Origin of the sequence: Parabacteroides sp. MSK.9.14, from assembly GCF_019041495.1 — a bacterium.
Lineage (GTDB): Bacteria > Bacteroidota > Bacteroidia > Bacteroidales > Tannerellaceae > Parabacteroides > Parabacteroides merdae.
Genome location: NZ_JAHPXO010000012.1, coordinates 84,401 through 100,492, shown reverse-complemented (window position 1 = coordinate 100,492; position 16,092 = coordinate 84,401). Strand labels below are relative to the sequence as shown.

The window sequence follows — 16,092 nt, the reverse complement described above, 5'->3', positions numbered from 1 at the left end:
GATGAGAACTATAAAAACTCTTTACCAACTTAAATCATTACAAGCGATATGAAAAATAACACAAGGTTTAGTATTTGTCTACTTTTTTTGTGGATGAGTATGAGTTTCTGCCTAGCAGCAGAGACATACTCGCAAGAGACATTCTTCACCATCGAATCGAACAACCTCACGGTGAAAGAAGTATTTAATAAAATCGAGAAAGAGAGCGAATATATCTTTTTCTATCTGGACAACTCAGTCGACCTGAACCGAAAAGTATCCGTCAAGGCACGGAAAGAACAGGTAAGCAAGATTCTCGATCAGATATTCGAAGGAACCGACACACATTATTACATCTCCGACCGACAGATCATCATCTCGAAAGACGAAAAAGCCGCTCCGGTCAGTTTACAACAAAAAGGACAAACCATCACCGGTATCGTAAAAGATGCGACAGGCGAACCGGTCATCGGAGCCAATATCGTAGAAAAAGGAACGACCAACGGTACGATTACCGACATGAACGGACAGTTCACCCTCACCGTTAATCCGAAAGCCGTGTTGCAAATTTCCTATATCGGTTTCAACACGCTGGATATGCCGGTGGGAAACAAATCATCGCTGACGATCAAACTAACGGAAGACACAAAAGCGTTGGATGAAGTGGTCGTCGTAGGCTACGGTGTGATGCGTAAAAGCGACTTGACGGGTTCCGTCGGCTCCGTAAAGTCGGACGTAATCCAGAAACAGGCGATTTCATCTTTCGACCAGGGCTTACAAGGCAAAGTGGCCGGTGTGCAGGTTATGGCAACTTCCGGTTCTCCGGGCGGTGTTGTCGATATTCGCATTCGTGGCGGCAACTCATTGACTTCAGGTAACCAGCCTTTATACGTAATCGACGGTTATCCTGTTACGGCAGGCGGTTCGGCCGGTGGTTCCGGTGCCGGACAGAACCCGCTGGCGACTTTGAACCCTGGCGATATCGAAAGCATGGAAATCCTGAAAGACGCTTCCGCCACTTCCATCTATGGTTCACGTGGAGCCAATGGCGTTATCCTGATCACGACCAAAAGGGGTAAACAGGGGAAAACGACGGTTACTTATGACGGTTATGTCGGTTTTCAGCATGTTGCCAAGAAACTGGATATGATGAACGCTACAGAATGGGCTGAAATGGTAAACGAGGGAGCTGAAACCGATGGTCGTCCCATTTATTACTCAAATACATCTTCTGACCCTTTGTATCCTGCAATGAGTCAATTGGGCGAAGGGACAGATTGGCAAGATCAAATTTTCCGTACTGCTCCTATACATAGCCACAACGTTTCAGTAAACGGAGGAAGCGAAAACACAAAATTTGCTGTCGTTGCAAGTTACTTTGGACAAGAAGGTGTTGTTAAAAATCAAGATTTCAACCGTGTATCCTTGCGAAACAACATCGATACGAAAATCTCTAAAGTTGTCGACCTGTCCACCAGCCTTACGATCAGCCGTGTTTTTGCCAATACCGGGCGTGAAAACGGAGATGGAGGAGGAAACACTTCCATCATCAATGCATCACTCGTCATGCCGCCTACAGTTCCGATATACGATCCGACAACTGGAGAATACGTCCGTTTAAACTATCTGCCAGGATCTTCTACCGTTCCGAATCCGGTTCCCTACGTTAAACATCTTCAAGATAAAGGGACCATCGATCGTATATTGGCTTCTGCTGACCTGACATTCCACATCATCGACGGACTGACACTAAAAGTCAGTGGAGGAGCAGATATGTCAAACGCGTCACGTGAAGTGTACGAACCGAAAGAGACGTACAGAGGCTACAATGCTAATGGCATTGCAGAACAACAAAGCCGTAGAAGTAGTTCCTATTCAAATGAAAACGTATTGACTTATATCAAAAAAATCGGCCAACACTCTCTGAATGTCATGGTCGGTTCTTCTCTGTTGTACGAAGAAAACAAGACCGGTTCTATGACTGCACGTGATTTTATCAGTGACGTATACGGATATAACAATTTAGATGCCGGTGCACAATGGGACAAACCAAATACCGGAAGGAGTAAAAGCACATTATTATCTGGTTTCGGCCGTATCAATTATGTCCTAATGGACAAATATCTTTTCACTGTAACAGGACGAGCCGATGGAAGCTCCAAATTTGGTGCAAATAACAAATGGGCATTCTTCCCCTCATTCGCCGCTGCATGGCGTATCAATCAAGAAAAATTCATGAAAAATATTGATTGGATCAGCAATTTGAAAATCAGAGGTAGTTGGGGTGTGACAGGTAACCAAAATATTCCGGCTTATTCGTCTCCCGAAAAGATGAATACATATACATACCCAATCGGAGGGGTAACCAGTGTTGGTATCGGTGCCGGTAACATGCCAAATCCTGATTTGAAATGGGAAACCACTGCCATCACCGATATCGGGATCGACTTGGGAGTATTCAACAATCGCATCAATTTCACAGCAGACTATTACTATAAAAAGACAACCGATCTGTTATGGAACATTTCCGTTCCATTGACAACTGGTTTCGGTACTGTTTTGAAAAATATTGGCAGTTTGCAAAACAAAGGTCTTGAACTAAGTCTATCAGCCGATGTTCTGACAGGTCCATTCAAATGGAACACCATGCTTAACTGGTCAACCAACAAAAATAAAGTGCTGGAAATCCCCGGATATATCCCGACCCAGCAAGGTACGATCTCCGGACACCTGAAAGTAAACGGTAGCTGGCTTGAGCCAGGATTACCAGTCGGTGTATGGAACTTGTTGAAAACAAACGGTGTGATGCGTACGGAAAAAGAATGGCAAGACGCTGCTCGTGTTGCAGATTCCAACTTCGACAAAATAGGAGATATGAGTTTTGTGGATAAGAATGGAGATGGCAAAATCAGTTTTGGAGAAGACCGTCAGATCGTTGGCGACCCGAATCCGGATTTCATCTTTGGTTGGACCAACAATTTCTCTTATAAGAATTTTGATTTATCTGTTTATATCAATGGTTCCGTCGGTAATGACATTTATAATGTATTACGTGCAGAAACAAATATCGTCAGTGCATGGGGTAATCAGCGGGCAGAAGTGAAGGACCGTTGGACTGTCAACAACCCGAACGGTAAATACCCGCGTGCTCACGTGTTAGTAAACCAAAACTTGTTACAGTCCGACTATCTGATTGAGGACGGTTCCTTTTTACGCATACAAAATGTCACTTTAGGTTACACATTCCCCAAAGTTTCATTCCTTCGTTCTTTACGTATTTATGCAACCGCACAGAATTTACTGACTATCACCGGCTACTCCGGGTACAATCCAGAAGTAAATAGTCAAGGACAAAGCAATCTTCAGTTAGGTGTGGATTACAATGCCTACCCGACTGCTCGCTCTTTCATTCTTGGTGTAAACATTGGTTTTTAATCATTTAAAACGAATTGAATATGAAACTACATAAATTTATAATCGGATTAGCATTACTGGTGTCCTCTTCCTCTTGCAACTTTCTGGATGAAGAAGCATATGAATTCATCACACCCGACAATTTCTACAAAACGGAAGCCGATGCAAATGCTGCACTGACAGCTGTCTACAATACATTTGCCGATGAAAAAAGCTATAGGCGTTATATTTGGATGGGAGCTGATTTTCCCGGCGAAGCGGCCAATGCCAATGCAAGCGCTCCTTCGCGTGTAGAAATGGACAATTTAACTTGGACACCGACCACTGATTTTTGTAAAAACATTTGGCAAATCTCCTATTCTGCCATTCGGCGTGCAAACAATTTATTACTGAACATCGATAATATCACATTCAAATCAGAAGAGGTAAGAAAGCAGATTGTCGGACAAACAAAATTCTTACGCGCTTTAGCTTATTTTGATCTGATACGCTTTTATGACCATATTGTTGTCATCCGAGAAACCGACAACTTAAATGATGAAGCTCCTTCCAACCAAGGAACAGATGACGCAGCCTGGGCTTTAATTGAAGAAGACTTATTGTATGCAGGTTCTGCTCTACCGATAAAATGGGAAGATTCGAATGCCGGACGTGCAACAAAAGGTGCAGCAATGGCTATGTTGGCAAAAGTCTACCTGACACAAGCCGGATGGCCTTGGAACAAAAGCGGTTTTTGGGAAAAGGCAGCTTCTCAAACAACTGATATTATTAATAATGAAGGGACTTTTGGTTATGGATTGGAAGAAAATTTCCGACGAATTTTCGACGTGACAAACGAACATGGAAAAGAGTATATTTTTGATATCGAATTCCAAACAAACATCAATGGAAACGACTCACCTGCCATAACTGGAATGCGTGGTTATAACATAAAAAAAACGGACGGATGGTCTTCATTCATTTCTACCCCGGAATTTTATAAATCATATGAAGTGGAAGACAAACGAATCTCCACTACGTTTGTTACAGAATTTACCGATATAAATAATGGCAAACAATATGTTTATGACCCGGATAATATAGCAGAACCCTCTTTTCCTCTTTGCCACTTTGCTAAATATCTTGATCCGAACGACAATCAATCAACTTCGGCCGGAGACTATAGTTGCAACAGAAAAATCATACGCTACGCAGATGTTTTGTTAATGCAGTCCGAAGCCTATTGCGAAATGAATCGCATCGGAGATGCACTGACAGGTATCAATCGGGTACGGGCAAGAGCCGGACTCAATCCGATCCCTTCATCCATTTCACAGACAGATTTGCGGAAAGCAATCATACAGGAACGTACTTGGGAGTTCGCAGCCGAAGGACATTCCTTATTCGACATGAAACGGCAGCATTGCATGGCAGAGCGCTTGGGCAGAGCTGTAGATGATAAATATTATTCATTACCTTTGCCTCAGGACGAAACGGATAAAAATCCGAATCTGAAACAGCATCCGCTGTGGTAATTCGATAATTGATGATTTATCTGTTACTTTTGGCTTGACCCAAAAGTAACGGGTAAATCATCAATTACCATCCCTATTTTTTAGATAACCTTTTAATTCTTACTATATAATGAAATGTTTTTATTCTTTTTTATTTTTATTAGGTAGCCTGTTAGCAAGCGGGCAGACCACTGATGTAAAATACCTGTCAGGACAAGGCTCGGACGATGCGGTCGAATGGGACTTCTTCTGTACCGGTGGCAGGAAAAGCGGGGAATGGAATAAGATCAAAGTTCCCTCCTGCTGGGAAATGGAAGGATACGGAACCTTCAATTACGGACATGACAAGCCGAAAGCCGACGAATCCGGATTGTATAAAACAACATTCGAAGTACCGGCGACATGGAAAGGCAAACGTATATTTATCGTTTTCGAAGGTTCCATGACCGATACGGAGATTAAGGTAAACGGAAAACAGGCAGGTACTCCCCATCAGGGAGCTTTCTACCGATTCAAGCGAGAGATAACCAAACTGGTCCATATGAACAAGGAAAACCTTTTGGAAGTCAAAGTGAACAAAATGTCATCCAATACCAGTATCAACGAAGCAGAACGGCAATGTGATTTTTGGGTATTCGGAGGCATATTCCGTCCGGTTTACCTCGAAGCTGTTCCTAACAACTTCATCGAATATACGGCGATCGATGCCCGGCAACATGGCGAACTGAACGCAGATATATTTATAGACAAGAAACTTTCCGACATAAAAGCAGAAATAGAGATCAAAGATGTCCAGAACCAGACGATAGGGAAAATCACATCTGCTCCCATAAACGAAAAAACAGGCAAAATATCCCTCTCTGGCAAGATCGACAATATCAAACCCTGGTCAGCCGAAGACCCACAACTGTACACCGCCATAATCACCCTTCGCCAGAAAGACAAGGTACTGCATACCGTAACCGACCGGATCGGGTTCCGCACAGTCGAAGTGAAACCGAAAGACGGTGTCTATATCAACGGTGTGAAAATGCGCTTTAAAGGGGTGAACCGCCACTCTCACTGGCCCACTACGGGACGAACGACGAACAAGCAGCTTAGTATTAACGACGTCAAGCTGATGAAAGAAATGAACATGAATGCAGTCCGCATGTCACACTATCCACCTGACAAACATTTCCTGGAAGTTTGCGACTCTCTGGGGATGTATGTGATCGACGAACTGTGCGCCTGGCAATATCCTCCTTATGATACGAAAGTCGGGACCATTCTAGTTGGGGAAATGCTGAAACGGGATCTCAACCGTCCATCTATCATTTTTTGGGCAAACGGGAATGAGGGAGGCTTCAATTTTGACCTCGACCCGCTATTTCCACAATATGACCCGCAAAAACGAGCTGTCCTGCATCCCTGGGCGTTATCGGGAAATATCAATACGGTACATTACATCAAATATAATTCTGGAATCGGCAATATGTTCCACGGAAGGGATATCTTCATGCCGACAGAAATCCTGCACGGATTATACGACGGTGGACACGGAGCCGGACTCGACGACTACTGGGACCTGATGCTTTCCAATCCGCTTTCAGCCGGAATGTTCCTTTGGGACTTTACGGACCAGGCAGTTGTTCGCGAAGATAAAAACGGATTCTACGATACCGACAAGGATCACGGAGCCGATGGCATAGTAGGACCATATCGAGAAAAAGAAGGCAGCTTCTTTACAATCAAAGAAATATGGTCGCCTATCCATCTGCCGGAACACTATCTTACACCGGGATGGGATGGTCGTTTCGAAATAGAAAACAGATATGCGTTCACAAATGCGAACGCTTGTAACTACACATACCGGCTGGCTAAAATCAACTCGCTTGCGCAAAAGACCATACAATCGGTTTCCGGCAAGATCGCTTCCCCTGATATCCGTCCGGGAGAAAGAGGGTATTTGCAACTTGAACTTCCCTCCGGCTGGCAGGAATACGACTTTCTATATGTTACGGTAAAAGACCGTTACAACCAAGAGTTATTTACCTGGAGCTACGAGATCGGCACACCCGACCGTCTTGCCAACCGTCTGCTGCCACAGGAAGGTAGCACACCGGCTGTAAAAGAAAGCATCGATAACTGGTATTTTTCGGCTGCCGGTACGGAAGTAACGTTCGACAAACAAAACGGCCTGCTCCGGTCAGTCACTTCCGGAGGTAAAGCAATCCCGTTGAACAATGGGCCGGAACTGATATCCAATCAAGATATTATTTGTAAATCAGTAGAATATAAGCAAGTGGAAGGAAATCCTCAACTGATTGCCACTTATACGTCCCGAAACGGAAAAAATACAGTCTACACATTCACTTGGACCATACTCCCTTCCGGCATCGTAGAACTGGACTACAATTACCGCCCCCAGGACATGGTCAAGATGGCGGGTATCACGTTCGATTTCCCAGAAAAAGAGATCGCCGGAGCCACTTTGCTCGCCAACGGACCATACCGTGTATACAACAACCGGATGAAAGGCGGTTCGCTGAATATCTGGGAAAAGAAGTATAACAACACTATCACTGGTGAAAGTTGGGACTATCCGGAATTCAAAGGATACTATTCTTTATTCTACGGGATGAAGCTCGATTGCCCCACTCCATTCGAAGTTTACAGCGGAAAAGAAGATGTCACCTTGCATCTCTTTACCCCAGCCGTACAAGAACAATACGATCCGAAACGCAACCACACGATTGTCGACTATCCAAAAGGAAACCTCTCTTTCATGAATGCAATTCCGGCTGTCGGAACCAAATTCGGAAAAGCGGAAGATTTCGGTCCTCAATCTCAACCGCATCGTGCCAGAGGAAACGGACCGGAAAATAATGTCAGTGGAAAATTGTATTTCCGCTTCTGATAGAAGCAAAAACAATTGAAATAAATTAACAGTTATACTCGGAACACCCCGAAATAACTGTTAATTTTTTCTGTTTAATAATAACTTTATCTATATTTGCAGAATATTGAATGAAATCAGAGATCGTGAATAAACAGCATCTAATAAATATAAACCTAAATCAGTTATCCAATGGGACCATGAAGTCAAAGAATCTTTGCATATAGAGAATAACCACGGCTATTCTTAATATTTATACAGTTAACTTATTGAGTAGTAACTTAAATCACCATGTAAACATGAAAAATAACAAAATGGCAATAATTTGCCTGCTTTCTCTTTTGCCCAGCATCAGTGTTCTGGCAAATGAGAATTACATCACGGACCCTGCAACGAGCCTGCGGGGAAAATCGGACTCGGCAGTTCCTACACGTTTGCAACAAAACGGAAAGACCATCACAGGAATCGTACAAGACGCACTCGGCCCTATAGCCGGTGCCAACATTATCGTAAAAGGAACGACAAACGGGAACATTACGGACATGGATGGTAAATTCACGCTTGAGAATGTGCCCGCAAACGCTACTCTCGTTATCTCCTACATCGGATTTACTCCACAAGAAATACGCGTAGGGAATCAGACCACCTTTAATATTACTCTCCAGGAAGACTCCGAAGCACTGGACGAAGTTGTAGTAGTCGGCTACGGTGTCATGAAGAAAAAAGACTTGACAGGAGCCGTTTCACAATTGAGCAGCAGTTCGATGAAAGACCTCAAAGTGTCGCATCCGACAGAAGCTATGGCCGGAAAACTGGCCGGTGTACAGGTACAACAAGTCGGAGGGCAACCGGGACAAGCGGCCACAATCCGTGTGCGCGGGTCCGGCTCCATCACGGCATCCAGCGCCCCGTTGTATGTTGTCGACGGATATCCGCTGGGAGAACAAAACTTGAATGCGATCAACCCGAATGATATCGAATCTATCGAAGTATTGAAAGATGCTTCGGCAGCCGCTATCTACGGTTCGCGTGCAGCCAACGGTGTCGTATTGGTCACAACCAAGTCGGGAAAGACCGGCAAGGTCAGTGTAAGCTTGGATATCTATGCAGGTTTCCAGAACGTAACAAAGAAGATGGACCTGATGAACGCGCAGGAATTTGTCGAATTCAGCCGGGAAGCCTTCAATAACAACTACATCAGCAAGGTTCCTGGAGCATCCGCTAGCGATCCGCTGAGTATGCGTCCGTCCGGAAACCGTTATCGTTACCCGGCTATCTACGACGATGCCGCCTATATTGCCTCTTTAGGTGCCGGTACGGATTGGCAAGACGAAATTTTCCGCACTTCCCCCGTACAAAACTACCAGTTGACAGTAACTGGTGGCGATGAAAAGACTAAATATATGTTCTCTGCCGGCTATTTCAACCAGCAAGGTGTCGTTATCAACAGTGATTATGAACGATTCTCGGCAAGAGCCAAAATCGACAGCGAACTGAACAGTTGGTTGAAGCTGGGTGTCAATCTGGCTCCGACTTACATGAACGCGAACAAGACAACCCAAGGCCACTGGGCAAGTGACGGTGTCATCAATGCAGCTTTAGCGACATCTCCCGTAGTACCTGTATACAATGAAGACGGTACATGGGCTTCACAGTCCATGTACGCCGTCGCTAGCGACGGATTGACCGGTGTACCGAATGCTGTGGCCTTGACACATATCCACAACTACGACACAGATCTCCGCCTGTTCAGCAACGGTTATATCGAACTTTCCTTGTTGAAAAACCTGAAACTGAAATCTACCATCGGTGCCGATATCCGCGAATACAGAGGCGAATACTTCCGTCCGGCAACCATTCCTAATAACGGTAACGTGGCTCCTCTCCCTTCAACGGAAAGAAAAGCGACAGAGAAGTCAACCGAAGTTATCAACTGGCTGAACGAAAATACGATTACTTATTTCGAATCGTGGGGTAAGCACGAACTCGACGCTGTTGCCGGTGTCACTGCACAGAAAAACATCTACCGCTACACAGAGGCTACGGGTTCCGATTTCCCGAATGATAAAATACAGACACTCAACAATGCAACAGTAAAAAGCAGCAAGTCAGAACGCAAGACCTGGACATTACTCTCCTATCTGGCACGTGTCAACTATCGTTATAACAACAAATACTACCTGACCGCATCCATCCGTGCGGACGGTTCTTCCCGTTTCGGCAAAAACAACCGCTACGGTTATTTTCCTTCCGGATCAGTAGCATGGCGTCTGTCTCAGGAAGACTTTCTGAAAGATGTAAAATGGTTGTCGGACATGAAGATCCGCGCAAGCTACGGTATCACAGGTAACAATAATATCGGTGATTATGCGTCGATCGGTATCATGGAAAATGCTAACTATGTATTGGGAACGGGTACGGGTAATATCGTAAACGGTGCAGCCCAAAAGAGCTTCTCCAACGCTGACCTGACTTGGGAAAAGACACGCCAGACTGATCTCGGTTTCGAAATCTCCGTTTTGGACAGCCGTCTGTCTTTGTCTCTGGACCTATACTACCGTAAGACTACCGACCTGTTGATGGATGTAGATATTCCGACAATCACCGGATTCGAAAAGGCTATGCAGAATATCGGAAAAATGCGTAACAAAGGTCTTGAAATCACCCTTAGCGGTACTCCGTTCAGAGGCAAAGACTTTACTTGGGATGCAACCGGGAATATTTCTGTCAACCGTAACAAAGTATTGGCTTTAGGACCGACAGGAGATCCGATCTTCAGCGACGGCGGTGCCGGAACAACCCACGTCACAATGGTAGGCCAACCGATCGGTGCTTTCTACGGGTATAAAATGCTGGGAATCTTCAAAACGAAAGAAGAACTGGATTCATATCCTCATCTGGCCGACACGCAAGTGGGTGACGTCATGTTCGAAGACGTCAACGGAGATCATAAAATCGATGCCGACGACCGCACAATCATCGGTAACAATATGCCAGACTTTACCTGGGGTATGACACACTCCTTCACCTTCAAGAACTTCGATGCCAGTATATCCCTACAGGGGGTTGTCGGAAATGAAGTACTACACTTGGGTAGACGCTTCTACACACAGGGCGAAGGAAACCAGAATCAGCTGAAAGAGATGATGGGACGCTGGCAATCAGAATCAAACCCGGGTAACGGATGGATTCCGAGAGCCAACTCACAGCCGACCGGGCAGAACAATGCCATTTCCTCACGCTGGGTAGAGGACGGTTCTTTCCTCCGTGTAAACAACCTGACTGTCGGTTATACGCTGCCTGAAGCATTCACCAAGAAATGCAGCATCCAACGTGCCCGCGTATATGTTTCCACACAAAATCTGCTGACGATCACAAGTTATAGCGGCTACAACCCGGAAACAAGTTTCAAGGAAGACAACGTGACGGCTCCCGGTACCGACTACGGTATGTACCCGCTGTATCGCACCTGTACTTTCGGTATTAACGTAACCTTTTAAATAGCAGACAAATTATGAAACTAAAATATAATCTGATCGCAATAGCCCTTCTGGGATTTAGCTTCTCATCCTGCAGTGACTTCCTGGAACAGAATCCGCAAACGGATTTAAGTGAAAACGATTTCTACAAAACGGCCGACGACATCCTCTCGGCAGTAAACGGAGTCTACTCTTCTCTACAGGAAGGTGACATATACGGTAACTGGTATGTTTTCGGAGAAATCCCCTCCGACAATACCCGCAACCAACTCTCCGGTTCAGTAACCACTCAGAATGAGTTCGACCAGTTCTACATCGACACGCAGAACAGTATGATCGCCAATTTCTGGAAAGCAGCCTACAAAGTTATCAACCGTACCAATACGGTCTTAGGACGTATCGACGGAATCGAAATCAATACTGAATTGGCAAACCGGTATAAACTGGAATGCAAGTTTATCCGTGCCTTGATGTATTTTAACCTAGTACGCGTCTACGGTGATGTACCATTGGTACTGAAAGAGATCAGCATCTCGGAATCTTACGACATCCTGCGTGAACCAAAAGAAAATGTTTACAACCAAATCATCGCCGACCTGAAAGAGGCACAAGATCTCCCTGTTTCCTATTCGACAGCCGAAGACGGGCGTGCAACCCAAGGAGCAGCCAAAGCATTATTGGCAAACGTCTACATGACTTTGCACAAATATGCAGAAGCGGAAACTATCTTGGCTGAAATCATCAACAGCGGACGGTACAGTTTGTTGGAAAATACGCCGGGCAGCCTGAACATCGACGGCTACAAAAATGTGTTCAGCCCAGTTAACCACAACAGCAAGGAAGGCATTTTCGAAATCCAGTTCCTGAAAGGCGGCTATGGCGAAGGTTCCAACTATGCCAATAACTTCGCACCTGAAAACTCAGGAACGAATGTGGTGGCAGTCGGTGGTACAGGTGGTAATAATATCCCGGAAATGGACATCTACAATGCTTATGAAGAAGGCGACCTTCGCCGTGATTTCTCCATGTCCCTCGGATATTACGATAACCGCAAAAACAACGAATGGGTGGAATCCCGCTATGTCTGCAAGTTCATGGATGTTCCTTATCAGAACAATGATGCCAGCAACAACTATCCGGTAATCCGCTATGCCGATGTGATCCTGATGTATGCCGAAGCATTGAACCAGAACGGAAAGACGGCAGAAGCCTGCAAATATCTGAATATGACACGCCGGCGTGGTTTCGGTTATCAGACGACAGAGACCAGCCCGGTCGACCTGCAGACAACCGACAAGGCCCAGTTCGCCCTGATGGTAGAACAGGAACGCCGCGTGGAACTGGCATTCGAAAATCATCGCTGGTTCGACTTAATCCGCACCGGACGTGCTGTTGAAGTGATGAGAAGTAAAGGATTCTCCCTAAACGAAACAAACCTTATCTGCCCGATTCCGCAAAAGCAGATCGATGTCAATCCGAAACTGACACAGAACGACTATAGAATCGAATCCCGAAATTAATCGAAAAGAAAGTGTATCAAAATCCCCTTGTTCCCGCGCTTGATATAATGCGATCCCGCGTCAAGCGCGGGAACAAAGGATAGTTTTGATACACTTTTCTGCTTTTTTTCTATCTTTACAGCATACCTAAAATAATATAACATGAAGAGCTGGACAATTTTATTAAGTACGTTGTGTTTATTCTCATGCAACCAACAGGAAAATAAATTTGAAAAATATGTAGACCCGCTGATCGGTACAGATATCCGCATCGTACAAGGAAAAGACAAGAACTCGACGGAAGAACGCGGACAAATCATGCCGGCAGTCGGGGTTCCACACGGTATGACCAACTGGGTGGCACAGACACAGGCGACCGAACAGAAATGTCATCCTCCCTACTATTATTTCCAGGATGCAATCCAAGGATTCCGGGCCAGCCACTGGATGAACGGCTCCTGTACACAAGACTACGGCAGCGTCACAATTATGCCGCTCAGCAACAAGCTCGAAATAGACCCGGTCAAACGCGCCTCCACTTTCGACCACACTCAGGAAACAGCAACTCCCTCCTATTATTCGGTCGACTTGAACGACTATGACATCCATGCCGAATTGACCGGACTCTCCCGTGCAGGCATCATGCAATTCTGCTTCGAACAGGATGGCGACCACTATATCGTGATCGAACCCAATAGTGATGAAGGTGTCGCCTTCGTCGAAATCAATCCGGAGAAAAAAGAAATTACCGGTTACAACCCCGTACACCGCATCTACCAAGGATACGGTAAGGAAGCCGGATTCAGCGGACATTTCGTGATTCAGCTGAATGAAGAGATTGCCGACTATGGCGTTTGGGACAGCACCACGATCATCCCCGGACGAAAATCGGCAAAAGGACAAAAACATGCTGTCGGAGCTTGGATCAAGCTGGCTTCCGATAAGCCGGGGAAAATACTGGTCAAAGTTGCCACTTCCTTTACGAGCATCGACAATGCCCGCAAAAACTTGGCTGCCGAAATTCCGGGATGGAACTTCAACGAAGTGCGACAGGCATCCTCCGACATCTGGAACCAGGCATTGGGGCAAATCGCAGTAAAAGGAAACAACGAAAAAGAAAAGGTCAAATTCTATTCAGCTCTCTACAACGCACACTTCCTGCCCCGCACGTTCAGCGACGTGGACGGCTCCTATCCGAGATTCGACGGTGACGGACAGATTATGAAGATGGACCACGGAACCTACTATTGCGACTTCTCGCAATGGGATACCTACCGTGCCGTCCACCCTCTATTCTCCATCCTCACCCCTTCCCGCAACGGGGATATGGCACATTCGCTCGTGTTAAAAGGACAGCAAGGCGGTTGGTTGCCCATCTTCCCGTCCTGGAATAGCTACACGGCTGCCATGATCGGTGACCACTGCATCGCCATGATCGGAGACGCCATCGTCAAAGACACTCCGGGTTTTGACTATGAAGAAGCTTACACGCTGATGCGCAAAAACGCTTTCGAGGCCAATCCGGACTCCGCCAGCTATCGCGACGGGAAAGGCCGACGGGCAATAGAGTCTTACCTGAAATACAATTACGTGCCGTTAGAGGATCAAGTAACGGAAGCATTCCACCGTCGTGAACAAGTATCCCGCACACTGGAATATGCCTATGATGATTTTGTCCTTGCACAGGTTGCCAAGAAGTTAGGCAAGACAGACGATTATAAAGCACTCATCAAACGGGCGGAAAACTACCGGAACGTAATCGACCCCGAAACAGGCTATGCCCGTGGACGCCATGCCGATGGAACCTGGATCGAGCCGTTCGATCCGTTTGCCTCCACTTCGTTCATCTGTGAAGGGACTCCTTACCACTACACCTGGTATGCTCCCCAGGACATAGCCGGACTGATCCGGCACATGGGCGGAAAAGAACGTTTCATCAACCGTCTGGACAACTTCTTCGAAGGAAACTATTACTGGCATGGCAACGAGCCGGGACACCACATCGCCTATCTTTTCGCTTATGCCGGTGAACCTTGGAAAACACAAAAATGGGTACATGATATCATCAACCGCGAGTATTTCACGACTCCCGACGGACTATCCGGCAACGACGATGCCGGGCAGATGTCATCCTGGCTGGTCTTCAGCATGGTCGGCTTCTATCCGGTCTGTCCGGGCATGCCCTACTACGTGATCGGCAGCCCGTCATTCGAAGAGAGCGTTATCACACTTGAAAACGGCAAGAAGTTCACGATCGAAGCCCCAGGAGCATCGGACAAGAATATCTACATCCAGTCCGCTACCCTCAACGGACAGCCGTACGACAAGAGCTATATCCTCCATACAGACATTATGAACGGAGGCAAACTCTCGTTCGTCATGGGAGATAGCCCCAATAAAGAATGGGCTTCTTCCGCCGGATCGCTTCCACCTTCAATGGGGTTATAAAGAACGACGCATAAAAAAATCATTTACATATTCCTGCTCTGCCTCACCGTCCTACCAGACACAGGGCAGGAATTTTCAATATAGAGAAGAAAGCGGTAAAAACCGGAAAGGTAATCTACGTAGAATAAATATAGCTTTTCTTTTAAATTTTATTATATTTACGCGCTAATCGATAGGGTATATGGAATATTCAGCAGATTTAAAGGCCTTCAATCAATTATTCGCAGATTATCAAGGACGGTTCATCCGCTTTGCGAATATATATGTGAGGGATATAGCTGTTGCCGAAGATTTCACTATAGAAGCGCTGATGCAATACTGGGAAAACCGGAACACGCTGAAGGCCGATTCCAATGTTCCGGCCTATATACTCACGATCATCAAAAACAAATGTATCAACTACCTGCAACATATACAAGTCAGGGAAGATGCCAGCGAACACCTGAAGAATCATGCCGAATGGGAACTGAACACCCGCATCTCCACCCTCGAAGCCTGCAACCCGGAAGAACTGTTTACAGCCGAGGCACAGGAGATCGTAAACAAAACACTGGCCACCCTCCCTGAACAGACCCGCCGTATCTTCATCATGAGTCGCTACGAAAACAAACCTTACAAAGAGATCGCAGAAACGCTCGGCATGACAACCAAAGGCGTGGAATACCATATATCCCAGGCCCTGAAAAAGCTACATGCCAATCTGAAAGACTACATACCTCTATTGGTATTCTTATCCTATATGAACTGATCCGGCCTTTCCGCCCATACACGGCTGTCTGGCTTTACTGAGTACCGAAAACAAAAGAGCGCAGAATCATGCGGACTCATCTTACCAATGATGTCCGCATAACTCAGCGCCCTTCCGTATTTATCTGCGTCTGGTAATATCAATCCCGGTACGT

The 16,092-nt window shown here is 45.9% G+C and carries 7 protein-coding genes; all 7 read left to right on the top strand.

The genetic code is table 11. The features are described from left to right. Positions 1–99 precede the first annotated feature (99 nt). The 7 genes from KTG12_RS08500 (at position 100) to KTG12_RS08470 (ending at position 15,938) form a co-directional block, all read left to right on the top strand. A complete protein-coding gene (locus KTG12_RS08500) occupies positions 100–3,414 on the top strand; it encodes a TonB-dependent receptor (RefSeq protein ID WP_227225755.1) in 3,315 nt (1,104 codons plus the stop codon). Positions 3,415–3,434: 20 nt separating this feature from the next. Continuing rightward, positions 3,435–4,907, top strand: a complete 1,473-nt coding sequence (locus KTG12_RS08495) for a RagB/SusD family nutrient uptake outer membrane protein (RefSeq protein ID WP_155143583.1) — start codon at positions 3,435–3,437, stop codon at positions 4,905–4,907. Between the two features lie 109 nt (positions 4,908–5,016). Next, positions 5,017–7,785, top strand: coding sequence for a glycoside hydrolase family 2 TIM barrel-domain containing protein (locus KTG12_RS08490; RefSeq protein ID WP_138272802.1), 2,769 nt, complete (start codon positions 5,017–5,019; stop codon positions 7,783–7,785). A gap of 278 nt (positions 7,786–8,063) precedes the next feature. Then, positions 8,064–11,264 (top strand): TonB-dependent receptor, encoded by a 3,201-nt coding sequence (locus tag KTG12_RS08485; protein ID WP_122116073.1) that lies wholly within the window; start codon positions 8,064–8,066, stop codon positions 11,262–11,264. A 14-nt stretch (positions 11,265–11,278) separates the two neighbouring features. Continuing rightward, on the top strand, positions 11,279–12,763 hold the full coding sequence (locus KTG12_RS08480; protein WP_122116074.1) for a RagB/SusD family nutrient uptake outer membrane protein: 1,485 nt from the start codon (positions 11,279–11,281) through the stop codon (positions 12,761–12,763). A gap of 141 nt (positions 12,764–12,904) precedes the next feature. Next, complete coding sequence (locus tag KTG12_RS08475; RefSeq protein ID WP_122116075.1) at positions 12,905–15,190, top strand: GH92 family glycosyl hydrolase; 2,286 nt, start codon at positions 12,905–12,907, stop codon at positions 15,188–15,190. Between the two features lie 181 nt (positions 15,191–15,371). Beyond that, positions 15,372–15,938 (top strand): RNA polymerase sigma-70 factor, encoded by a 567-nt coding sequence (locus KTG12_RS08470; protein WP_005646953.1) that lies wholly within the window; start codon positions 15,372–15,374, stop codon positions 15,936–15,938. Positions 15,939–16,092: the final 154 nt, after the last annotated feature.